The organism is Sporosarcina sp. ACRSM, assembly GCF_022346545.1.
Lineage (GTDB): Bacteria > Bacillota > Bacilli > Bacillales_A > Planococcaceae > Sporosarcina.
The window spans coordinates 1-17,869 of sequence record NZ_JAKRNU010000004.1; the positions used below are offsets into that span (position 1 = coordinate 1).

15 protein-coding genes are annotated in these 17,869 nt (G+C 43.4%); 8 read left to right on the forward strand and 7 right to left on the reverse strand.

From position 1 onward, the window contains the following. Positions 1 to 213, forward strand: a 213-nt coding sequence (locus MHZ95_RS07365; protein WP_239389977.1) for a hypothetical protein, incomplete at its 5' end; no start/stop codon positions are given. A gap of 135 nt (positions 214 to 348) precedes the next feature. Here the strand turns inward: MHZ95_RS07365 and MHZ95_RS07370 are convergent. The 7 genes from MHZ95_RS07370 to dnaA all read right to left on the reverse strand — a co-directional run bounded on the left by MHZ95_RS07370 (position 349) and on the right by dnaA (position 10,359). Next, positions 349 to 1,449 (reverse strand): HD-GYP domain-containing protein, encoded by a 1,101-nt coding sequence (locus MHZ95_RS07370; protein WP_239389978.1) that lies wholly within the window; start codon positions 1,447 to 1,449, stop codon positions 349 to 351. A 166-nt stretch (positions 1,450 to 1,615) separates the two neighbouring features. Further along, positions 1,616 to 4,120, reverse strand: a complete 2,505-nt coding sequence (gyrA, locus tag MHZ95_RS07375) for a DNA gyrase subunit A (protein WP_239389979.1) — start codon at positions 4,118 to 4,120, stop codon at positions 1,616 to 1,618. A 115-nt stretch (positions 4,121 to 4,235) separates the two neighbouring features. Next, the gene (gene gyrB / locus MHZ95_RS07380) at positions 4,236 to 6,158 is read right to left on the reverse strand and encodes a DNA topoisomerase (ATP-hydrolyzing) subunit B (protein ID WP_239390277.1); all 1,923 of its coding nucleotides are present in this window, start codon (positions 6,156 to 6,158) and stop codon (positions 4,236 to 4,238) included. Positions 6,159 to 6,252: 94 nt separating this feature from the next. Beyond that, positions 6,253 to 7,374: a DNA replication/repair protein RecF gene (recF, locus tag MHZ95_RS07385; protein ID WP_239389980.1), complete on the reverse strand. Its 1,122-nt coding sequence runs from the start codon at positions 7,372 to 7,374 to the stop codon at positions 6,253 to 6,255. Further along, positions 7,364 to 7,603: a S4 domain-containing protein YaaA gene (gene yaaA / locus MHZ95_RS07390; RefSeq protein ID WP_239389981.1), complete on the reverse strand. Its 240-nt coding sequence runs from the start codon at positions 7,601 to 7,603 to the stop codon at positions 7,364 to 7,366. Before yaaA ends, recF begins: the two co-directional genes overlap by 11 nt. Before the next feature lie 101 nt (positions 7,604 to 7,704). Continuing rightward, a complete protein-coding gene (dnaN, locus tag MHZ95_RS07395; RefSeq protein WP_239389982.1) occupies positions 7,705 to 8,841 on the reverse strand; it encodes a DNA polymerase III subunit beta in 1,137 nt (378 codons plus the stop codon). Positions 8,842 to 9,009: 168 nt separating this feature from the next. Then, positions 9,010 to 10,359 (reverse strand): chromosomal replication initiator protein DnaA, encoded by a 1,350-nt coding sequence (gene dnaA, locus MHZ95_RS07400; protein WP_239389983.1) that lies wholly within the window; start codon positions 10,357 to 10,359, stop codon positions 9,010 to 9,012. A gap of 577 nt (positions 10,360 to 10,936) precedes the next feature. Between dnaA and rpmH the strand changes: the two genes are divergently transcribed. From rpmH to rsmG, 7 genes are all read left to right on the forward strand, one after another. After that, entirely contained in the window at positions 10,937 to 11,071 is a 135-nt protein-coding gene (gene rpmH, locus MHZ95_RS07405) for a 50S ribosomal protein L34 (RefSeq protein ID WP_239389984.1), read from the forward strand. Positions 11,072 to 11,218: 147 nt separating this feature from the next. Beyond that, positions 11,219 to 11,560: a ribonuclease P protein component gene (rnpA, locus tag MHZ95_RS07410; RefSeq protein ID WP_239389985.1), complete on the forward strand. Its 342-nt coding sequence runs from the start codon at positions 11,219 to 11,221 to the stop codon at positions 11,558 to 11,560. Between the two features lie 138 nt (positions 11,561 to 11,698). Then, on the forward strand, positions 11,699 to 12,463 hold the full coding sequence (gene yidC / locus MHZ95_RS07415; RefSeq protein ID WP_239389986.1) for a membrane protein insertase YidC: 765 nt from the start codon (positions 11,699 to 11,701) through the stop codon (positions 12,461 to 12,463). Next, positions 12,460 to 13,230, forward strand: coding sequence for an RNA-binding cell elongation regulator Jag/EloR (jag, locus tag MHZ95_RS07420; protein WP_239389987.1), 771 nt, complete (start codon positions 12,460 to 12,462; stop codon positions 13,228 to 13,230). The genes yidC and jag overlap by 4 nt, the downstream gene beginning before the upstream one ends. Before the next feature lie 256 nt (positions 13,231 to 13,486). Beyond that, positions 13,487 to 14,872, forward strand: coding sequence for a tRNA uridine-5-carboxymethylaminomethyl(34) synthesis GTPase MnmE (mnmE, locus tag MHZ95_RS07425; protein WP_239389988.1), 1,386 nt, complete (start codon positions 13,487 to 13,489; stop codon positions 14,870 to 14,872). A gap of 45 nt (positions 14,873 to 14,917) precedes the next feature. After that, the gene (mnmG, locus tag MHZ95_RS07430) at positions 14,918 to 16,807 is read left to right on the forward strand and encodes a tRNA uridine-5-carboxymethylaminomethyl(34) synthesis enzyme MnmG (RefSeq protein WP_239389989.1); all 1,890 of its coding nucleotides are present in this window, start codon (positions 14,918 to 14,920) and stop codon (positions 16,805 to 16,807) included. 324 nt (positions 16,808 to 17,131) lie between these two features. After that, a complete protein-coding gene (rsmG, locus tag MHZ95_RS07435) occupies positions 17,132 to 17,845 on the forward strand; it encodes a 16S rRNA (guanine(527)-N(7))-methyltransferase RsmG (protein ID WP_239389990.1) in 714 nt (237 codons plus the stop codon). Positions 17,846 to 17,869 lie beyond the last annotated feature (24 nt).

Sequence of the window (17,869 nt, forward strand, 5' to 3'; positions counted from 1 at the left end):
AATAGCTCATTTCTTGCTGACTTTGAATCCGAAGATTCGTTTGTGTTTGTGTCCCCAACAGAGTTGGTTCAACAAACTGTATTTGTTAACGTTTTGCTGTTCAGTTTTCAAGGTTCATATCACCACTTCGTTTCAGCAGCAACTCTTATATCTTATCACCTTGCTGATTCGATGTCAACAACTTTTTTAATTTCTTTTGTTGTTGTTTTGTAAACCAGAAGTGCAACGTTTATTACTATACCAGCTACTCTTTTTAAATGCAATACTTATTTTCATTTTCTTTCTAAAAACTGTGCGAAGTGCTTAACCCACTTCGCACAGTGCACAGTACTTATGAAGCGAATGTAATTAGTCCAACACCTTTTCCACAGCAATGCGTCGATTTATTGTGAGATCGAGGGTTGTTCCGTCCTCTTTTTTTATCATCGGACGTAATCTTGCATCACGGTGGATAAATATGATTTCGCCTGTTTCGCCGTTCGTCAATTTTACTTTCATTCCAATAGATAAGTTTCCGACTAAATCATGTAATGCTTGGACAACCTTTAAATCAAATTTGCCAAACTCCTCTTCCTTAATCATTTCAATTACTTTAAAGGGAGATTCCTTCGATCTGTATAACCGCTCGGAAGTCATTGCATGGAAGACGTCGGCAACCGCCAAGATCTGTGCAAAGACCGTAATCTGGTCCATTTTACTCCCCTTTGGATAACCGCTGCCGTCAAGACGCTCATGATGTTGGAAAATGGCCAATTTCATTTCTTGGCGTAACAAAGGAGTATCTTGGACCATCTGAAAACTATAAATGGCATGCTTTTTCACTTCATTAAATTCTTCTTTTGTAAGGAATGCCGATTTATCAGTAATTGCAGCATCAATTTTGGCCATTCCACAATCTGCAAGTGCACCGGCAAGTCCTAGTTGCAATGCTTGGCCTTTCGGATGGCCCATTTGCATACTAATTGCCGAAGCTAATACACCGACTGCAATTGAATGATGGTATAAGTAATCTTTTGGATTTGTTATGTCATTTAATAGGTTTAACATTCTTTTTTGTTTGACGAAATCTTCCAGTACAGGTAGAAGTATTGATCGTACTTTTGCAACATCTGGTTTCGTTCCGGCCCGCCATCCGATAAACTCCTTTTTGTACTTCTCAACAGCTTGCCTATACGCTGTTTTTAAATCGGTTTGCTTTAAAGGTATGCTGGTGAGAACCTGGTCAGGATTGACCTCGCCGTCTTCCACCTCTAGATCTTCTTCCCTTTTTACGACACTCTGCTCTTCTATTTTCACTTCTCTTACACCGAAGACGTTCAATACTTCAAGATGCTCTGGTAAAAGGACCGTGTTTTTTCTAATGATTGCATGGTTCGTATTTACGAATACATTTTCACTAAGAACAATTCCCGGGCGTAGATCACTTGTTTTAATATAGACGTCAGTCATCAAAGTCCCTCACTTTCACCTTCATGTTCCTTCTATCATACTCTAAAACACCATCCATTTGAGAGTATTTGAGGAAAATAGACAAGGTTCAAACGTACATTATTTCCCGAGCAATAAAAAAGACTATTGAACGACAACTTGCCGTTCAATAGTCTTTTTACGTTTTTTAATCGTCTTCGGAAGTGACTTCTTCTCCATCGATAGATAAGTCGTCAGTTTCATCTTCTTCGTCATCTTCCTCAACTTCTTTTTCCACCTTTGCCACTGTTGCCACCGTTTCGTCTTCCCCAAGCCGGATTAGACGGACACCTTGTGTGCTACGCCCGATGACCGAAATATCTTCGATCGCCATACGGATCAAGATGCCATGGATCGTGATCAGCATGAGGTCTTCAGTGCCATCAACTGTCTTCATTGCAACGAGTAAACCGTTCCGGTCCGTTACATGCAATGTTTTCAAACCATAGCCGCCACGTGATTGAATACGGTACTCCTCTTCAGGGGTACGTTTACCAAACCCTTTTTCCGTAACGACGAGGATTTCATCACCTTCATTAACCGTATCCATTCCTACAGCAATGTCGCCTTCACGGAGTCGGATACCTCTCACGCCACCGGCTATACGTCCCATGGAACGAATGTCGGTTTCATTGAACTTGATCAACATGCCATCTCTTGTACCGATAGCGATATTTTGGTCACCAGTTGTCATTTTGACGCCAATGAGCTCATCATCGCCACGGAGTGTCAATGCAATCAGTCCATTTGATCTGATATTGCCGAACTCGGCAACCGGTGTACGTTTGACGATTCCGTCGCGTGTTGCGAAGAATAAATATTTCTCCGCCTCAAACTCTCCAACTGGAATCATTGCGGTCACTTTTTCGTCTTTTTCAACGCCTAATAAGTTGACGATTGGTAAGCCCTTAGCAGTCCGATTGAATTCAGGTACTTGATACCCTTTCGTCTTAAATACTCTACCTCGGCTTGTAAAGAACAAGATTGTATCATGTGTCGACGTATTCAAGAGATGCTCAACGAAATCATCCTCATTCGTCCCCATTCCTTGTATCCCTCGGCCGCCGCGGCGTTGGCTACGGTAGGTGCTTGCAGGCAGACGTTTAATATATCCGTTATGTGTAAGCGTTAATACCGAATTCTCGACCGGTATAAGGTCTTCATCTTCGATCATTTCCGCGCCGCCTGTAGTGATTTCCGTTCTGCGATCGTCCGCGTAACGTTCTTTCACTTCTAGCAACTCTTCACGGATGATCTGGACCAATTTCTCTTCATCTGCAAGAATTGCACGCAGTTCTGCAATAAGCGCTTGCAGCTCATTATATTCTTCCTCGATTTTCTCTCGTTCTAATCCCGTCAAACGTTGTAAACGCATGTCAAGGATTGCCTGTGCTTGACGCTCGGATAAGTTAAAGCGGTCAATCAAGCCCGTTTTTGCTTCGTCCGTCGTTTTGGAAGCACGAATTAACGCGATAATTTCATCGATATGATCAAGCGCAATCCGTAGACCTTCTAAAATATGTGCACGGTCCTCGGCTTTTTTCAAATCATATTGTGTCCGTCTACGAATGACGACTTTTTGGTGTTCAAGATAATGATATAAAATCTCTTTCAATGCGAGAATCTTCGGTTGACCGTCTACAAGTGCAAGCATATTGATACCGAAGCTCGATTGTAAGGCCGTTTGTTTGTATAAATTATTTAAGAGGACATTGGCATTTGCATCACGGCGTACTTCGATGACAATTCGCATTCCGTTACGATCTGATTCATCTGCTAAGTGCGTAATTCCTTCGATTTTCTTATCACGTACAAGTTCTGCAATTTTCTCGACCAAACGGGCTTTGTTCACTTGATAAGGTAGTTCAGTGACAATAATCGTCTCTTTACCGTTCGACTGTTGTTCAATTTCAACTTTACCACGAACGATGATAGAGCCACGGCCTGTCTCATACGCTCTTCGAATACCGCTTCGGCCAAGGATGATTCCACCAGTCGGGAAATCCGGTCCTGGAATGATCTCCATAAGCTCTTCTGTTGTAATGGCTGAATTATCGGCAAGTGCAAGGACAGCGTCTATTGTTTCACCAAGATGATGAGGGGGTATATTAGTAGCCATTCCGACTGCAATGCCGGATGTTCCGTTAACGAGTAAGTTCGGATAACGGCTTGGGAGAACGATCGGCTCTCTTTCTTGTCCATCATAGTTATCCTGATAGTCAATTGTATCTTTGTTGATATCGCGTAAAAGTTCCATTGCAATCCGTGACATACGTGATTCCGTATAACGCATCGCAGCAGCACCGTCACCGTCAACGGAACCGAAATTCCCATGACCATCGACAAGCATGTAGCGGTAGTTAAAATCCTGTGCCATCCGTACCATCGTATCGTAAACAGCACTATCCCCGTGTGGGTGATACTTACCAATTACGTCTCCGACAATACGTGCGGATTTTTTATGTGGTTTGTCTGCGGTATTTCCGAGATCCTGCATTGCATACAGAATTCGGCGGTGTACCGGTTTCAAACCATCTCTTACATCGGGAAGAGCACGGGAAACGATGACACTCATCGCATAGTCGAGGAATGAAGTTCTCATTTCCGTACTAATGTTGATCCCTTGGACACCGCGTTTCGGCATATCAGCCATGTTGTTTACTCCTTTCAGCTTAACAATCATGAAGAAAGAAATTCAAAAAAGTCGCGAAATACATGGTCTTGCCAATCAGTCGGACCTTTTTGAATTCCTTAAAAATGAATCTATATCAAGTATCTATATTTTTTACATACATTGCGTTTTCTTCGATGAACTTTCGACGTGGTTCCACTTCGTCACCCATCAACTGTTCAAATGTAGCATCCGCGTCAAATGCATCTTCGAGATTGACCTGCAACAACGTCCGCTGTTCCGGATCCATTGTTGTCTCCCAAAGTTGCTCGGCATCCATTTCCCCGAGCCCTTTATACCGGGTAATGACCGGTTTCGGAACAGCCGACATCCGACTCATGATTTCTTCAAGTTCTTCCTCTTTGTAGCAGTACTCTTCGCGTTTACCCTGTTTCACTCGGTAAAGCGGCGGTTGAGCGATGTATACATAACCCGCTTCTATGAGCGGTCTCATGAAACGGAAGAAAAACGTCAATAGCAATGTTCGGATATGTGCTCCATCGACATCGGCATCGGTCATAATAACCAGTTTATGATAACGTGCTTTTTCAAGCGTGAATTCTTCTCCGATACCTGTACCGAGAGCGGTGATCATTGCACGGATTTCAGCATTACCTAAAATCCGGTCAAGTCGTGCCTTTTCGACATTCAATATTTTCCCACGAAGCGGAAGAATTGCTTGGAAATGACGATCCCGTCCGCTTTTTGCCGATCCACCCGCCGAGTCTCCTTCAACGATATACAATTCACTGATGGATGGATCCCGGGATGAGCAGTCCGCTAGTTTACCTGGAAGACTGGACACTTCGAGTGCGGATTTTCTACGCGTAAATTCCCGGGCATTTTTCGCCGCCAGTCGCGCACGTGCCGCCATCAGACTCTTGTCGATAATTTGTTTTGCAGTCGTTGGATTTTCTAGCAAGAAACGTTGAAAGCCTTCGGAAAACAACGAATTCGTAATGGTACTCACTTCAGAGTTCCCAAGTTTCGTTTTCGTTTGCCCCTCAAACTGCGGATCTGGATGCTTGATTGAGATGATTGCCGTCAATCCTTCTCGTACGTCATCGCCAGTCAGATTAGGATCTGATTCTTTCAAAGCCCCGTTTTTTCGCGCATAGTCGTTGATGACGCGTGTCAACGCGGTTTTAAAGCCGGATTCATGTGTTCCGCCTTCATATGTGTTGATATTATTGGCAAATGAAAATAGGTTTTCCGCGTAGCCGCTATTATATTGCATCGCAATTTCAATTGAGATGCCGTCCTTTTCACCTTCGATGAAAATAGGTTCCTCGTGAATCGGTTCTTTGTTTTGATTCAAATGCTCGACATATGATTTAATGCCGCCTTCGTAATAAAAGGTGTCCGTACGTTGTTCTTCGTCTCGTTCATCCGTGATGGAAATCCGGAGCCCCCGGTTCAAGTAAGCCAGTTCACGTAAACGATGTGCTAATATGTCATATTCGTAGACCGTCGTTTCCGTAAAAATTTCCGGATCCGCTTTGAAACGGATACTCGTTCCCGTTTCATCGGTTTCACCAATGACAGCCAGTTCTTTCACTACATCGCCCCGTTGGAACTCGATAAAGTGAATGGCACCATCCCGTTTAACGGATACTTCCGTTGCTTCGGATAAAGCATTGACAACGGACGCACCTACTCCGTGTAACCCGCCCGATACTTTGTAACCGCCGCCGCCGAACTTTCCACCGGCATGCAGGACAGTCATGATAACTTCAACAGCAGGACGACCTGTTGCTTCTTGGATGCCAACAGGGATTCCCCGACCGTTATCATCGACACGGATCCAGTTATCTTTCTCAATGATCACTTCGATGTGATCGCAATGGCCAGCGAGCGCTTCATCGATACTGTTGTCGACGATTTCCCATACGAGATGGTGAAGCCCTCTTGAACTTGTCGTCCCAATATACATACCGGGACGTTTGCGGACAGCCTCCAATCCTTCCAGCACCTGGATTTGACTTGCATCATAGGCCGTCTGCATATCTTTCTCTTCCATTGCCAAACTGTTCACCTTTCCTTTCTGAACGTCCAACATTCAACTTCCATTCTTCCGCTATTTCGCGAAGAAGGAATGTAATTTGACAACTTTCTCAAAGTTCTTTTTGAACTACTTTTCCTGCCGTCACTTCGTATATCGACGCCTGCCGGATCGTCTCATGATCGATACCGGCAATATTCGTTGTCGTCACAAACGTCTGTACTTGGCCTTGGATCGTGTTCAGGAGATGGGATTGCCGGTAGTCGTCCAATTCAGACAAGACATCATCCAAAAGAAGAATAGGCGTTTCCCCGACTTCTTGCTTCACAAGTTCGATTTCAGCAAGTTTAAGGGACAGAGCCGTCGTCCGCTGCTGTCCCTGCGAACCGTAAGTCTGGATATCATAACCGTTCACAAAAAAGTGGAGGTCATCGCGATGCGGGCCGAGTAAAGTCATGCCACGCTCAAGTTCGCGACGCCGCACTTCCCGTAATCGTTGACCGAGGATCGACTCCATCTGTTCCACAGTCTGCCCGGATTCCAGTTCTTTTAAAGTTCCATAAGATACTTTCAGCTCTTCAATTCCTCTGGAAATACCTTTATGGATCGGTTCTGCCCATTTTTGTAAAAGCTCCATGAAGTAAAAACGTTTACGAATAATTTGTACTGCCACTTGAATATACTGCTCTGTATATACGTCAAACATGACATCATTCAGATCTAATTTGCCACGATTATCTTTTAAAATTGCATTGCGCTGTTTTAATATCTTCTGAAATGTTAAAAGATCATGTAAATAAGTCGGCGAAATTTGACCGATTTCCATGTCTAAGAAACGTCTGCGTACTTGTGGACTCCCTTTTACAAGATTTAAATCTTCCGGAGCGAACATGACAACGTTCAATTGACCGATGTAAAGACTCAAGCGATTTTGCTCCAGGTGGTTGACACGCGCTTTTTTGCCTTTTTTCGATATGACCAATTCTAACGGTAGCCGTCCGTATTTCCGTTGGATGTCCCCTTCTATTTTACCATAATCTTTTTCCCAGCGTATCAATTCGCGATCATTTGATGTTCGATGCGATTTCGCCATGGAAAGGACATAGATCGATTCCATAACATTCGTCTTGCCTTGCGCATTTTCGCCAATGAACACGTTTATTTCAGGGGAAAATGTTAAATCCAGCGTTTCGTAATTACGGTAATCCGTTAATGCAAGACGCTCAATATACATCCGATTGACCGTCTTGTATTGCGTTTATTTTAAACTCACCAATATCTGGAATATGGATAATATCCCCGTGACGTAGTTTTTTTCCTCGACGTTGTTCTGCTTCACCATTGACAGTGACGGTATGTTCTTCAAGGAACCACTTCGCCATGCCACCGGAACTGATGACATTGGTCATTTTCAACAGTTGGCCAAGCGTAATGAATTCTGTATCGATTGCCAGAGTTTCCATTTGTCTTCAACCCTTCACAAGTTAGTGTATCCCTCTATTTTAGCTGAATTTCGACAGTAAGTAAAAAGGATAGCCATTTTGTATGACTATCCTTGTCGAATTCAATAGGTTCTAACCGGTAGTATCAGTTGTAAAATTGTGTCGTCGTCGACGGCTTGTAAAATGAATGGGCGCATGGCTCCTGTGAAGTGGATGGAGACGTCCTGTCCGTCGATTGCTTTCAATGCATCCATCATATATTTTGCACTGAAGGAGATTTTCAGGTCTTCTCCTGATAGATCAGTGGCTTCTAGTAACTCCTCAACTTTACCAACTTCAGGTGAGTTGGAAGAGATTTCAATCATTTTGCTGTCATCTGCGGAAAAACGAACGATGTTGTTGCGTTCTTCACGTGCAAGAAGAGATGCTCGATCAATCGCTTGCAATAAATTTTTCCCATTCACCACAATGGACGTTTTGTATTCGGACGGAATGAGGCGGGAAGTATCCGGGTAATTTCCTTCCAATAAGCGAGAATAGAACAAAACATTGCGCGTTTTGAATAGAACTTGCTGATCTGCGATGACAATATCCACAGATTCGCTGTTATCCGGCAAAATCTTATTTAGTTCTTGTAAGCTTTTTCCGGGAATGACGATGCTGAAGGGCATATCAGGCATGTCTTCTGGAACCGTCAATCTTCGCGCTAATCGGTGGCTATCTGTCGCAACACAAGAAAGGCCGCCATCTTTTGCTTCCCAATGGACGCCTGTCAAAATCGGTCGCGTCTCTTGTTGAGAAACTGCAAAGACCGTTTCACGAATAATTGATTTCATCAGATCGGATGGCAGTGAAAATAAATAATCATCTTTCACATCTGGGAGAACTGGATAATCTTCCGCATCGGAACCGATGAGATGGAATTCAGATTTCCCAGATTGGATATGGGTTTGCAAACCGTTTACAACTTCAATCGTCACTTCGTTTGTCGGCAATTTCCGAGCGATTTCGCTAAATACCTTTGCTTGTAAAACGATGTTTCCTTTTTCGGCTACTTTTATAATTTGTTCCCCATTGTCTTCAGCTGGGATGAATGTACAGATTGTTATATCTGAGTCACTTCCGGTCATCGTAAGTCCTTTTTCATTCACCTCAATTTTTATCCCTGTCAAAATGGGAATCGCCACTTTTTGACTAATTGCTTTCATCACGTCATTTATTCCATCCAGCAATCTGTCTCTCATAATTTCAAATTTCATGCTATACCCTCGCTTATATATATATTAATGTTTTTAAAAATATAGTAGTAATAGTAGTAGGGGCTGTGGAAAAGTGGATAACTAGATTTTTCTTAGGTTTTAGTAGATTCTCCACATGTGCATAACTTGTTTACGAGTGTGCACCAGTTATTCTAAGTTATACACAGGTCATCCTCTGCCAAGTGCAGTTTTTATATCTTGCACATCTTGTTGAAGGGCTTGATCGTCTTTCAACATTTTTGTGATTTTTTCATGCGCATGAATAACGGTTGAGTGATCCCGACCGCCAAATTCCGATCCAATTTTAGGGAGTGAAGAATCCGTCAGTTCCCTGGATAAGTACATGGCAATTTGGCGAGGAAATGCGATGGAACGAGTCCTTTTCTTCGCCGCAAAGTCTTCTAATCGAACATTGAAATGTTCACCAACCGCTTTTTGAATGTCTAAAATTGTCACAGTGCGCGGTCTGGAATTTGGGATGATATCTTTCAGTGCTTCAGCAGCCAGATCCGTATTGATGTCCATATTGACAAGGGAAGAATACGCAACGACACGGATCAATGCTCCCTCGAGTTCCCGTATATTCGAGTCGATTTGGTTCGCAATGTATAGCATGACCTCGTTCGGGATATCAATAAGCCCATCTGCCTTCGCTTTTTTACGCAAAATGGCAATGCGCGTTTCCAGGTCGGGAGGGGCGATATCTGTAATAAGCCCCCATTCGAAACGGGATCTGAGCCTGTCTTCAAGAGTAGGAATCTCTTTTGGCGGACGGTCACTTGAAATGACAATTTGCTTAGATTCCTCATGAAGCGTATTGAAGGTATGGAAAAATTCTTCTTGTGTTTGTTCTTTCCCAGCAAGGAATTGAATATCATCTATTAAGAGCACGTCTACGTTCCGATAACGATTGCGGAACTCCACGGCTTTATTATCACGAATGGAGTTAATGAATTCGTTCGTAAATTTTTCCGATGACAGATAGACGACTTTCGCTGTCGGATTCTGTTCGGTGACATAGTGGCCGATTGCATGCATCAAGTGGGTTTTCCCGAGACCGACGCCTCCATAGATGAACAATGGATTATAGGCTTGAGCTGGTGCTTCTGCGACGGCAAGCGATGCTGCATGGGCAAAGCGGTTACCAGATCCGATGACAAATGTATCGAAAGTATATTTAGGATTGAGCATTCCGGATGTTGATGTTGCAGGTGTATTTTCTACAGGTTTGACTGCTGGTTTCGGCAACGTAAAATCATTCTCTTCCATATCCTTTGGGACGATGAATTGGATGATCCGATCTTCGCCGGTCAGTTCAGATAAAATGCCCGTAATGAGATGTACATAATGATTTTCAAGCCAATCTTTTGCAAATGAATTGGGCGCGGCGATCGTTACGTTTTCATCGCCATAGGATATGAGCTTTGTCGATTTGAGCCAAGTTTCAAAGCTGGGTTTGGAAATCTTCTGTTCAACTTTCGACAATACTTCTCCCCATAATTCTTCTAAGTGTTCCAAACGTGTGCCTCCTTTTCCGCCAAAATAAAAAGTCCGAGGATATGTATTATACACAGTTTCCACTCGTGTGGATAACAATTATACAAAAATGTTGAAAAAATTATCCACAACCTATCAACAATTGTGGATAACGGATTTAATATAAAATTGTGTGCACAAACAAAATCTAATTCATTGTAACAGGAAATGATATAGATTACAAGGGTTCTTGAAGTTTATCCACAGAGCCAATACCTGTGGATGAATGGCTTATCCACAGGCTTTGGTATGTGAAAAAGATGTAGATAAGGGATGTGTATAATTTAAAATCCGAAATTGGACATGCACAGCGACCGTGGATGTAAAATGAAAAAAATGTGGATAACCGAAAAATAGAATTTGAAGGGGGGAATTGTCGAAGAAGAGGGAATGGATCTTTACAAAATCTTAAACGGAAAGTAAAATGGGATTGATCTATAGGAGTGAAAGTCTTCTGACGAATGAACATAAAAAGGTTGACATTTACTAGGTAAGCCCGATATACTATTCAAGACTGTCATGTAGTAAACAGACAATCATGCAGGAGGTGTCTTCAACGATGAAACGTACATTCCAACCAAATAAACGTAAACGTAGTAAAGTTCACGGCTTCCGTGCAAGAATGAGCACGAAAAGCGGACGTAGAGTTCTTGCAGCTCGTCGACGCAAAGGAAGAAAAGTGCTTTCAGCATAAGGCCACTGACACCTCAGTGGTCTTTTTTTATTTTCATTCTATGAATAATCGCTGAATGAAAGTATTTCCTATGGATACAATGATGCCGAGGTATCATCAGTGTTTGATGGAAAGGTAAAAATCAAAGTGATGGAGCAGGTGCATGGAATGAATAAACGCCAACGAATCAAGAAAAATGATGAATTCCAGTTGGTTTTTAAAAAGGGAAAATCGGTAGCGAATCGGCAATTCGTCGTGTATACCTATCGGAAAGAAGCACAAACAGAATTTCGTATCGGTTTATCGGTCAGCAAGAAAATAGGGAATGCAGTCACCCGAAATCGCATTAAACGGTATTTACGGCAATCTTTCTTGGAAGTGAAGGAAGAATTGCGCCAGGATATGGATTATGTCATCATCGCCAGACATCAGGCGGCCAGTCTTGATTTTCATGAAACGAAAAAAAGCTTGCAACATGTCTTGCGCATTGCGCGGGTCGTGAAGAAGTAGAAGGTTACAAAGTAAAATGATAAACTGTAACCACTGATTGAAAAAGTCCTTACTATTAATAGGATCGAAGCGATGGATAGATGTTCATTTTCGGCCTCTATTATAGTAGGAAGAAGCTAAAGATTTGGGGGAACCAATTTGAAAAAGAAATGGGCATTGTTGCTGATGCTGACGATCGTGTCGGTTTTTCTTGCTGGCTGTTCGGAGTTTAATGAACCGATCTATGAAGACAGCGAAGGATTTTGGAATCGCTTTATCGTTTGGCCATTAGTATCTTTAATCACGTATTTTAAAGATGTACTCGGTACGTATGGATGGGGGATTGTCGCGGTAACGATCATCATCCGACTTGTCTTGCTTCCATTGATGATTCAACAAACGAAAAGTTCGAAGCGGATGCAGGAGATCCAACCTGAACTAAAAGCATTGAAAGAGAAGTATAAATCGAAAGATGCCGTGACGCAGCAAAAGTATCGGGAAGAAATGCAGAAACTCATGACTGAGAGAAAGATCAACCCGGCAGCAGGTTGTTTGCCTGTATTGATCCAGATGCCGATCTTGTTCGGTTTCTATCACGCCATCAGCCGGATGAATGTCACTTATGATATCGGTAAATTCCTCTGGTTCGAACTGGCGGCGCCAAGTATTACACTTGCGGTGCTAGCAGGTATTATGCAATTCGTCGTACTTCGGACAGGCCCGGCGATGGACAATCCTCAAATGAAAGCTATGATGTATGTCATGCCGTTTATGATCATGATTTTCGGTTCATTCTTACCGGCAGCACTTGCATTGTACTGGGTAATCGGTAATATCATTTCAATCATCCAAAATATCTTCATTTACAAACCATTCAAGAAAAAAGAAGAGGTACCTGTAAAAGTAGGAGGGAAAAGAAAATGACAAGGATGACGAGAAGGGGAGCCACAGTTGAACTGGCGATCGCATCAGCATTAGAAGCACTCGGCGTAACGCGTGAAGAAGTGGAAGTCGAAGTAATCGATCAAGGGAAAAAAGGATTTCTCGGTTTTGGTGCAAAAGAGGCTGAAGTGACCGTAACCGTCTTATCTGTGGAGCAACCTTCCGTCCCTGACTCGCTGAACGAAAAAATTGAAATTGGCGAGGAACCGGAACCGACGTTGAAAACCGAAATGGAAAACGTCCCGGACGAGACAGTTGTGGAGCGAGAGGAACTTCAGGTGGAAGGTTTATCCGATGAAGCAGCTATCCAAGAAACAGCAAATTATTTACAAGGAATTGCAACCGGTATGGGGATTGATGATCTCCAAATACAACAAACAATGGATGGAAAATACGTTCATTTTCAATTGGAAAGTTCCAAAGCCGCAATGTTGATAGGAAAAAGGGGACAGACGTTGAACGCCCTTCAGCAATTGGCGCAGCTGATCGCCAACAAATCGACAGCGCAGTTTAAAGTGGTGCGGATTGATGTAGGAGACTATCGAGAAAGACGTGAACAATCGTTGGAACAACTGGCCGAACGGATGGCGGATAAAGCAGTCCGCACCGGTCGGAAAGTACAGCTCGAACCGATGCCGGCTTACGAAAGAAAAGTCATCCACCATGCATTATCCAATCGCTTGGATATTGAAACGTATTCGGAAGGGTCCGATCCGTTCAGATATCTTATTATCGAAGCTGTTCGTTAAACTTTAATCAAGTTAAAACCGCAAAGATGAAATCGTCTTTGCGGTTTTTTGTCGTTTCAGTTCCCACTTGAAAATTCTATGCTCTTCTATGGAGGCTTGTCTTCCATTGTCCCACAAAACAGTACAAAACTTATCCACAAATTCAAGATTCCGACACTAGGATGATTTGCCGTTTTGTGTTACTATATTATGTTAGATAGTCATGTCTGAAATGGGTTATCCACATGTGAGTAACTAAGTCAGGAAGGTGAAGAACGTGCATGTTGATACAATAGCTGCAATTTCTACTCCAATGGGAGAAGGTGCAATCGCTATCGTCAGGCTCAGCGGGGACGAAGCAATCCAAATCGCGGATCGCATTTTTCGTTCGCCGTCGGGGAAAAAGCTGGCTAAAGAACCTTCGCATACGATCCATTACGGACATTTAGCAGATCCCGCTACTGGAGAAATCGTTGAAGAGGTCATGGTCTCGTTGATGAAAGCGCCGAAGACATTCACGCGTGAAGATGTTGTCGAAGTGAATTGTCACGGAGGTCTTGTCGCTGTCAATCGCGTGCTCCAACTTGTATTGAAAGAAGGGGCTCGTCTTGCGGAACCAGGCGAATTTACAAAACGTGCCTTTTTGAATGGGCGGGTCGATTTATCGCAAGCAGAGGCAGTCATGGATCTGATACGTGCTAAAACGGACCGGGCGATGAATGTCGCACTGAACCAAATGGAAGGAAAGCTATCAAGGCTCATTGGAGAACTGAGACAGGCACTTCTTGAAACGTTGGCACAAGTCGAAGTAAACATCGATTACCCAGAGTATGATGATGTCGAGGAAGTGACCATTCCACTCATGATTGAAAAAGGCACATGGGTGCGGGATGAAATCGACAAGTTATTACAGACCTCTTCGCAAGGAAAAATATTGCGAGAAGGGCTATCTACCGTTATTATTGGAAGGCCGAACGTAGGCAAATCTTCCTTATTGAATAGCCTCGTGCAGGAAAATAAAGCAATTGTCACAGACATTGCGGGGACGACACGTGATATTATTGAGGAGTACGTCAATGTACGTGGCGTGCCACTTCGTCTTGTCGACACGGCTGGAATCCGGGAAACGGAAGATATCGTGGAACGGATCGGTGTTGAAAGGTCTAGACAGGTATTGAAGGAAGCCGATTTGATTTTACTCGTGCTTAATGGCTCAGAAGCACTTACAATAGAGGACGAAAGACTTTTTGAAGCGGTGTCGGGAATGGATATGATCGTCGTGATCAATAAAACCGATCTTCCGCAAAAAATAGATATGCAAAAAGTGAAGGAACTTGCCGGAAATGGCAGGGTCGTCACAACATCCCTGCTGAAAGACGAAGGGGTGGATGAATTGGAAGAAGCGATCGCCGGACTCTTTTTCGAAGGAAACCTCGAAGCTGGCGACTTCACATATGTTTCAAATGCAAGACATATTGCCTTGTTGCATCATGCACGGGCAGCGATTGAAGATGCGATTGGCGCGGCCGAAGCCGGCGTTCCGGTCGATATGATTCAGATCGATGTCACACGAACATGGGAGATCCTCGGTGAAATTATCGGGGATACTGTCCAAGAAAGTTTGATCAACCAGTTGTTCGCACAATTTTGCCTCGGAAAATAAATGATGTGTCCTTGGAAAATTTATGATAGAAAGAAGGAAAAGAACATGCCCAAATACGAAGCAGGCACGTTCGATGTAATTGTCATTGGTGCCGGACATGCCGGCGTAGAGGCGGCGTTGGCGGCAGCCAAGATGGGAGCATCGACACTTGTACTCACGATGAATCTTGACATGATTGCTTTCATGCCTTGTAATCCATCGCTTGGCGGCCCAGCCAAAGGGATTGTCGTGCGGGAAATTGACGCACTGGGCGGTGCGATGGGGAAAGTAATTGATAAAACACATATCCAAATGCGGATGTTGAATACAGGAAAAGGACCGGCTGTACGGGCACTTCGCGCGCAAGCCGATAAAGTCCTTTACCAGCAAGAAATGAAACGACTTCTGGAAGAGCAAGAAAACTTGACGCTCCATCAAGGTGTCGTGGAAGAATTGATTGTTGAAAATGATGAAGTGACCGGAGTGATTACACAAGTAGGGGCCATATACCATGCGAAAACAGTCATCGTGACGACAGGTACGTTCCTACGCGGTGAAATCATCATCGGTGATTTGAAATATTCCAGTGGACCGAATAACCAAATGCCGTCCATTCGATTGGCGGATAGTATCCGTGAGCTTGGATTTGACATGGTCCGTTTTAAAACAGGTACACCTCCACGTATTAATAGTAATACGATCGATTACAGCAAAACGGAAATCCAACCGGGAGATGATGTTCCACGGGCGTTCAGTTATGAAACGACGGAGTTCATCATGGATCAATTGCCTTGTTGGCTAACTTATACTTCTCCAAAAACACATGAAATTATTAATGAAAACCTTCATTTGTCGCCGATGTATTCCGGCATGATCAAAGGAAAAGGACCGCGTTATTGTCCGTCCATTGAAGATAAGATTGTTCGCTTTGCCGACAAATCACGCCATCAGATCTTCCTTGAACCTGAAGGACGGAATACGAAAGAAGTCTATGTTCAAGGGCTATCGACAAGCTTGCCTGAACATGTACAGAAAAGACTGATCGAAAGTGTGCCAGGTCTTGAAAAAGCGGAAATGATGCGTGCAGGTTATGCAATTGAGTATGATGCGATTGTCCCAACGCAATTATGGCCGACACTTGAAACGAAAAAAATTCGTAATTTGTATACTGCAGGTCAACTGAACGGTACATCTGGTTACGAAGAGGCGGCAGCACAAGGCATTATGGCTGGTATTAACGCAGCAGCACGTGTACTTGGAAAAGAAGAATGCATTCTAGGACGCGCAGATGCCTATATCGGTGTCTTGATTGATGACCTTGTGACAAAAGGAACAAGTGAGCCGTACAGATTGCTGACATCACGTGCGGAGTATCGATTGTTATTGCGCCATGATAACGCAGACCTCCGTTTAACGGAAATTGGCCATGAACTTGGGCTTATCAGTGAAGAACGCTATCAGGCTTATGTGATCAAAAAACAACAGATCGAAGAAGAAGTCGACAGATTGCGTCAAGTAACGATCAAGCCTAACGAACAGGTTCAGGAAATCATTCGTGAAACCGAAGGCACGGAAATAAGAGAACCGATGAAAGCGGCTGATCTTCTCAAACGTCCGGAAATGAAATACGATCAAATTGAACGGATTGTCCCGCCAACGGAAAAGCTATCCGCAGAAGTGGAAGAGCAAGTGGAGATTTTCATCAAATATGAAGGTTATATTGAAAAATCCATGCAACAAGTCGAAAAGATGAAGAAGATGGAAAACAAAAAGATACCGGAAGACATTGATTATCATGCCATTTCAGGTATTGCAACAGAGGCGAAAATGATGCTGAGCGAAGTAAGACCATTGTCCATCGCGCAGGCATCTCGTATATCAGGCGTTAATCCTGCCGATATTTCCATTCTCCTTGTGTATATCGAGCAAGGTAGAATTGCAAAAATATCAGGCTAAGGCGGTTTAAGCTGATGCGGATTTCGTGTCCGCATCAGTTTTTTAACTATACGCTTTTCTATTGTCTAGGCTTCAGGCGTCAGCCCTTCAGGGTCACAAGTCATTTGGCCGTGGGGACTAAAGTACGCCTCCTCGCAAATTGCCTTGTGCCTGTCGGGGCTAAACGGCGCCTTACGCTTTTCTATTGTCCGGTCTTAGGTGTCAGATACTCGGGTCATAAGTCATTCCGGCTATACGACAAAAAACATCGTATTTCCGGTCTGTCTTATGCCTATCGCATCTAACCGGCCACTTACGCTTTTCTAAATTTGGAGGAGATATTGATTGAATGAGGAGCAGTTTATCCTAGGATTGAAAGAACATGGAATTGAATTAAGTGACAAACAACAAGAACAATTCAGACAGTATTTTGAACTTCTGGTAGAATGGAATGAAAAGATGAATCTGACGGCGATCACAGATGCACCGTCCGTCTATTTAAAACATTTCTATGATTCGATTACTGCTGCTTTTTACGTTGACTTAAATGGTCCCAAAACCATTTGTGATGTAGGGGCAGGGGCTGGTTTCCCAAGTATTCCATTGAAAATCTGTTTTCCAGAACTTCATGTGACAATTGTAGACTCATTGAATAAACGAATCGGTTTTCTCGAACATCTTGCGACTGCGTTACAGTTGGAAAACGTGCATTTTGTCCATAATCGTGCGGAAGAATTCGGTCAAAATGCAGCGTATCGGGAAAAATTTGATATTGTTACTGCGCGTGCAGTGGCACGTCTTTCTGTGCTTGCGGAATTATGTGTTCCACTCGTCAAAAAAGGTGGAATCTTCATTTCCATGAAAGGAGCAGCTGCCGAAGATGAATTGGCAGATGCAAAAAAAGCGCTTTCCGTTCTCGGTGCCGTCATTAAAGAGGAGCATTCATTCACGTTGCCGATTGAGAATAGTGAACGGAGTATCTTTGTTTTTGATAAGGAGAAAAACACACCTAAAAAGTATCCTAGAAAACCTGGTGTTCCGAATAAGTCACCAATCTAATTACTTATGCCACTGTATAAGTGC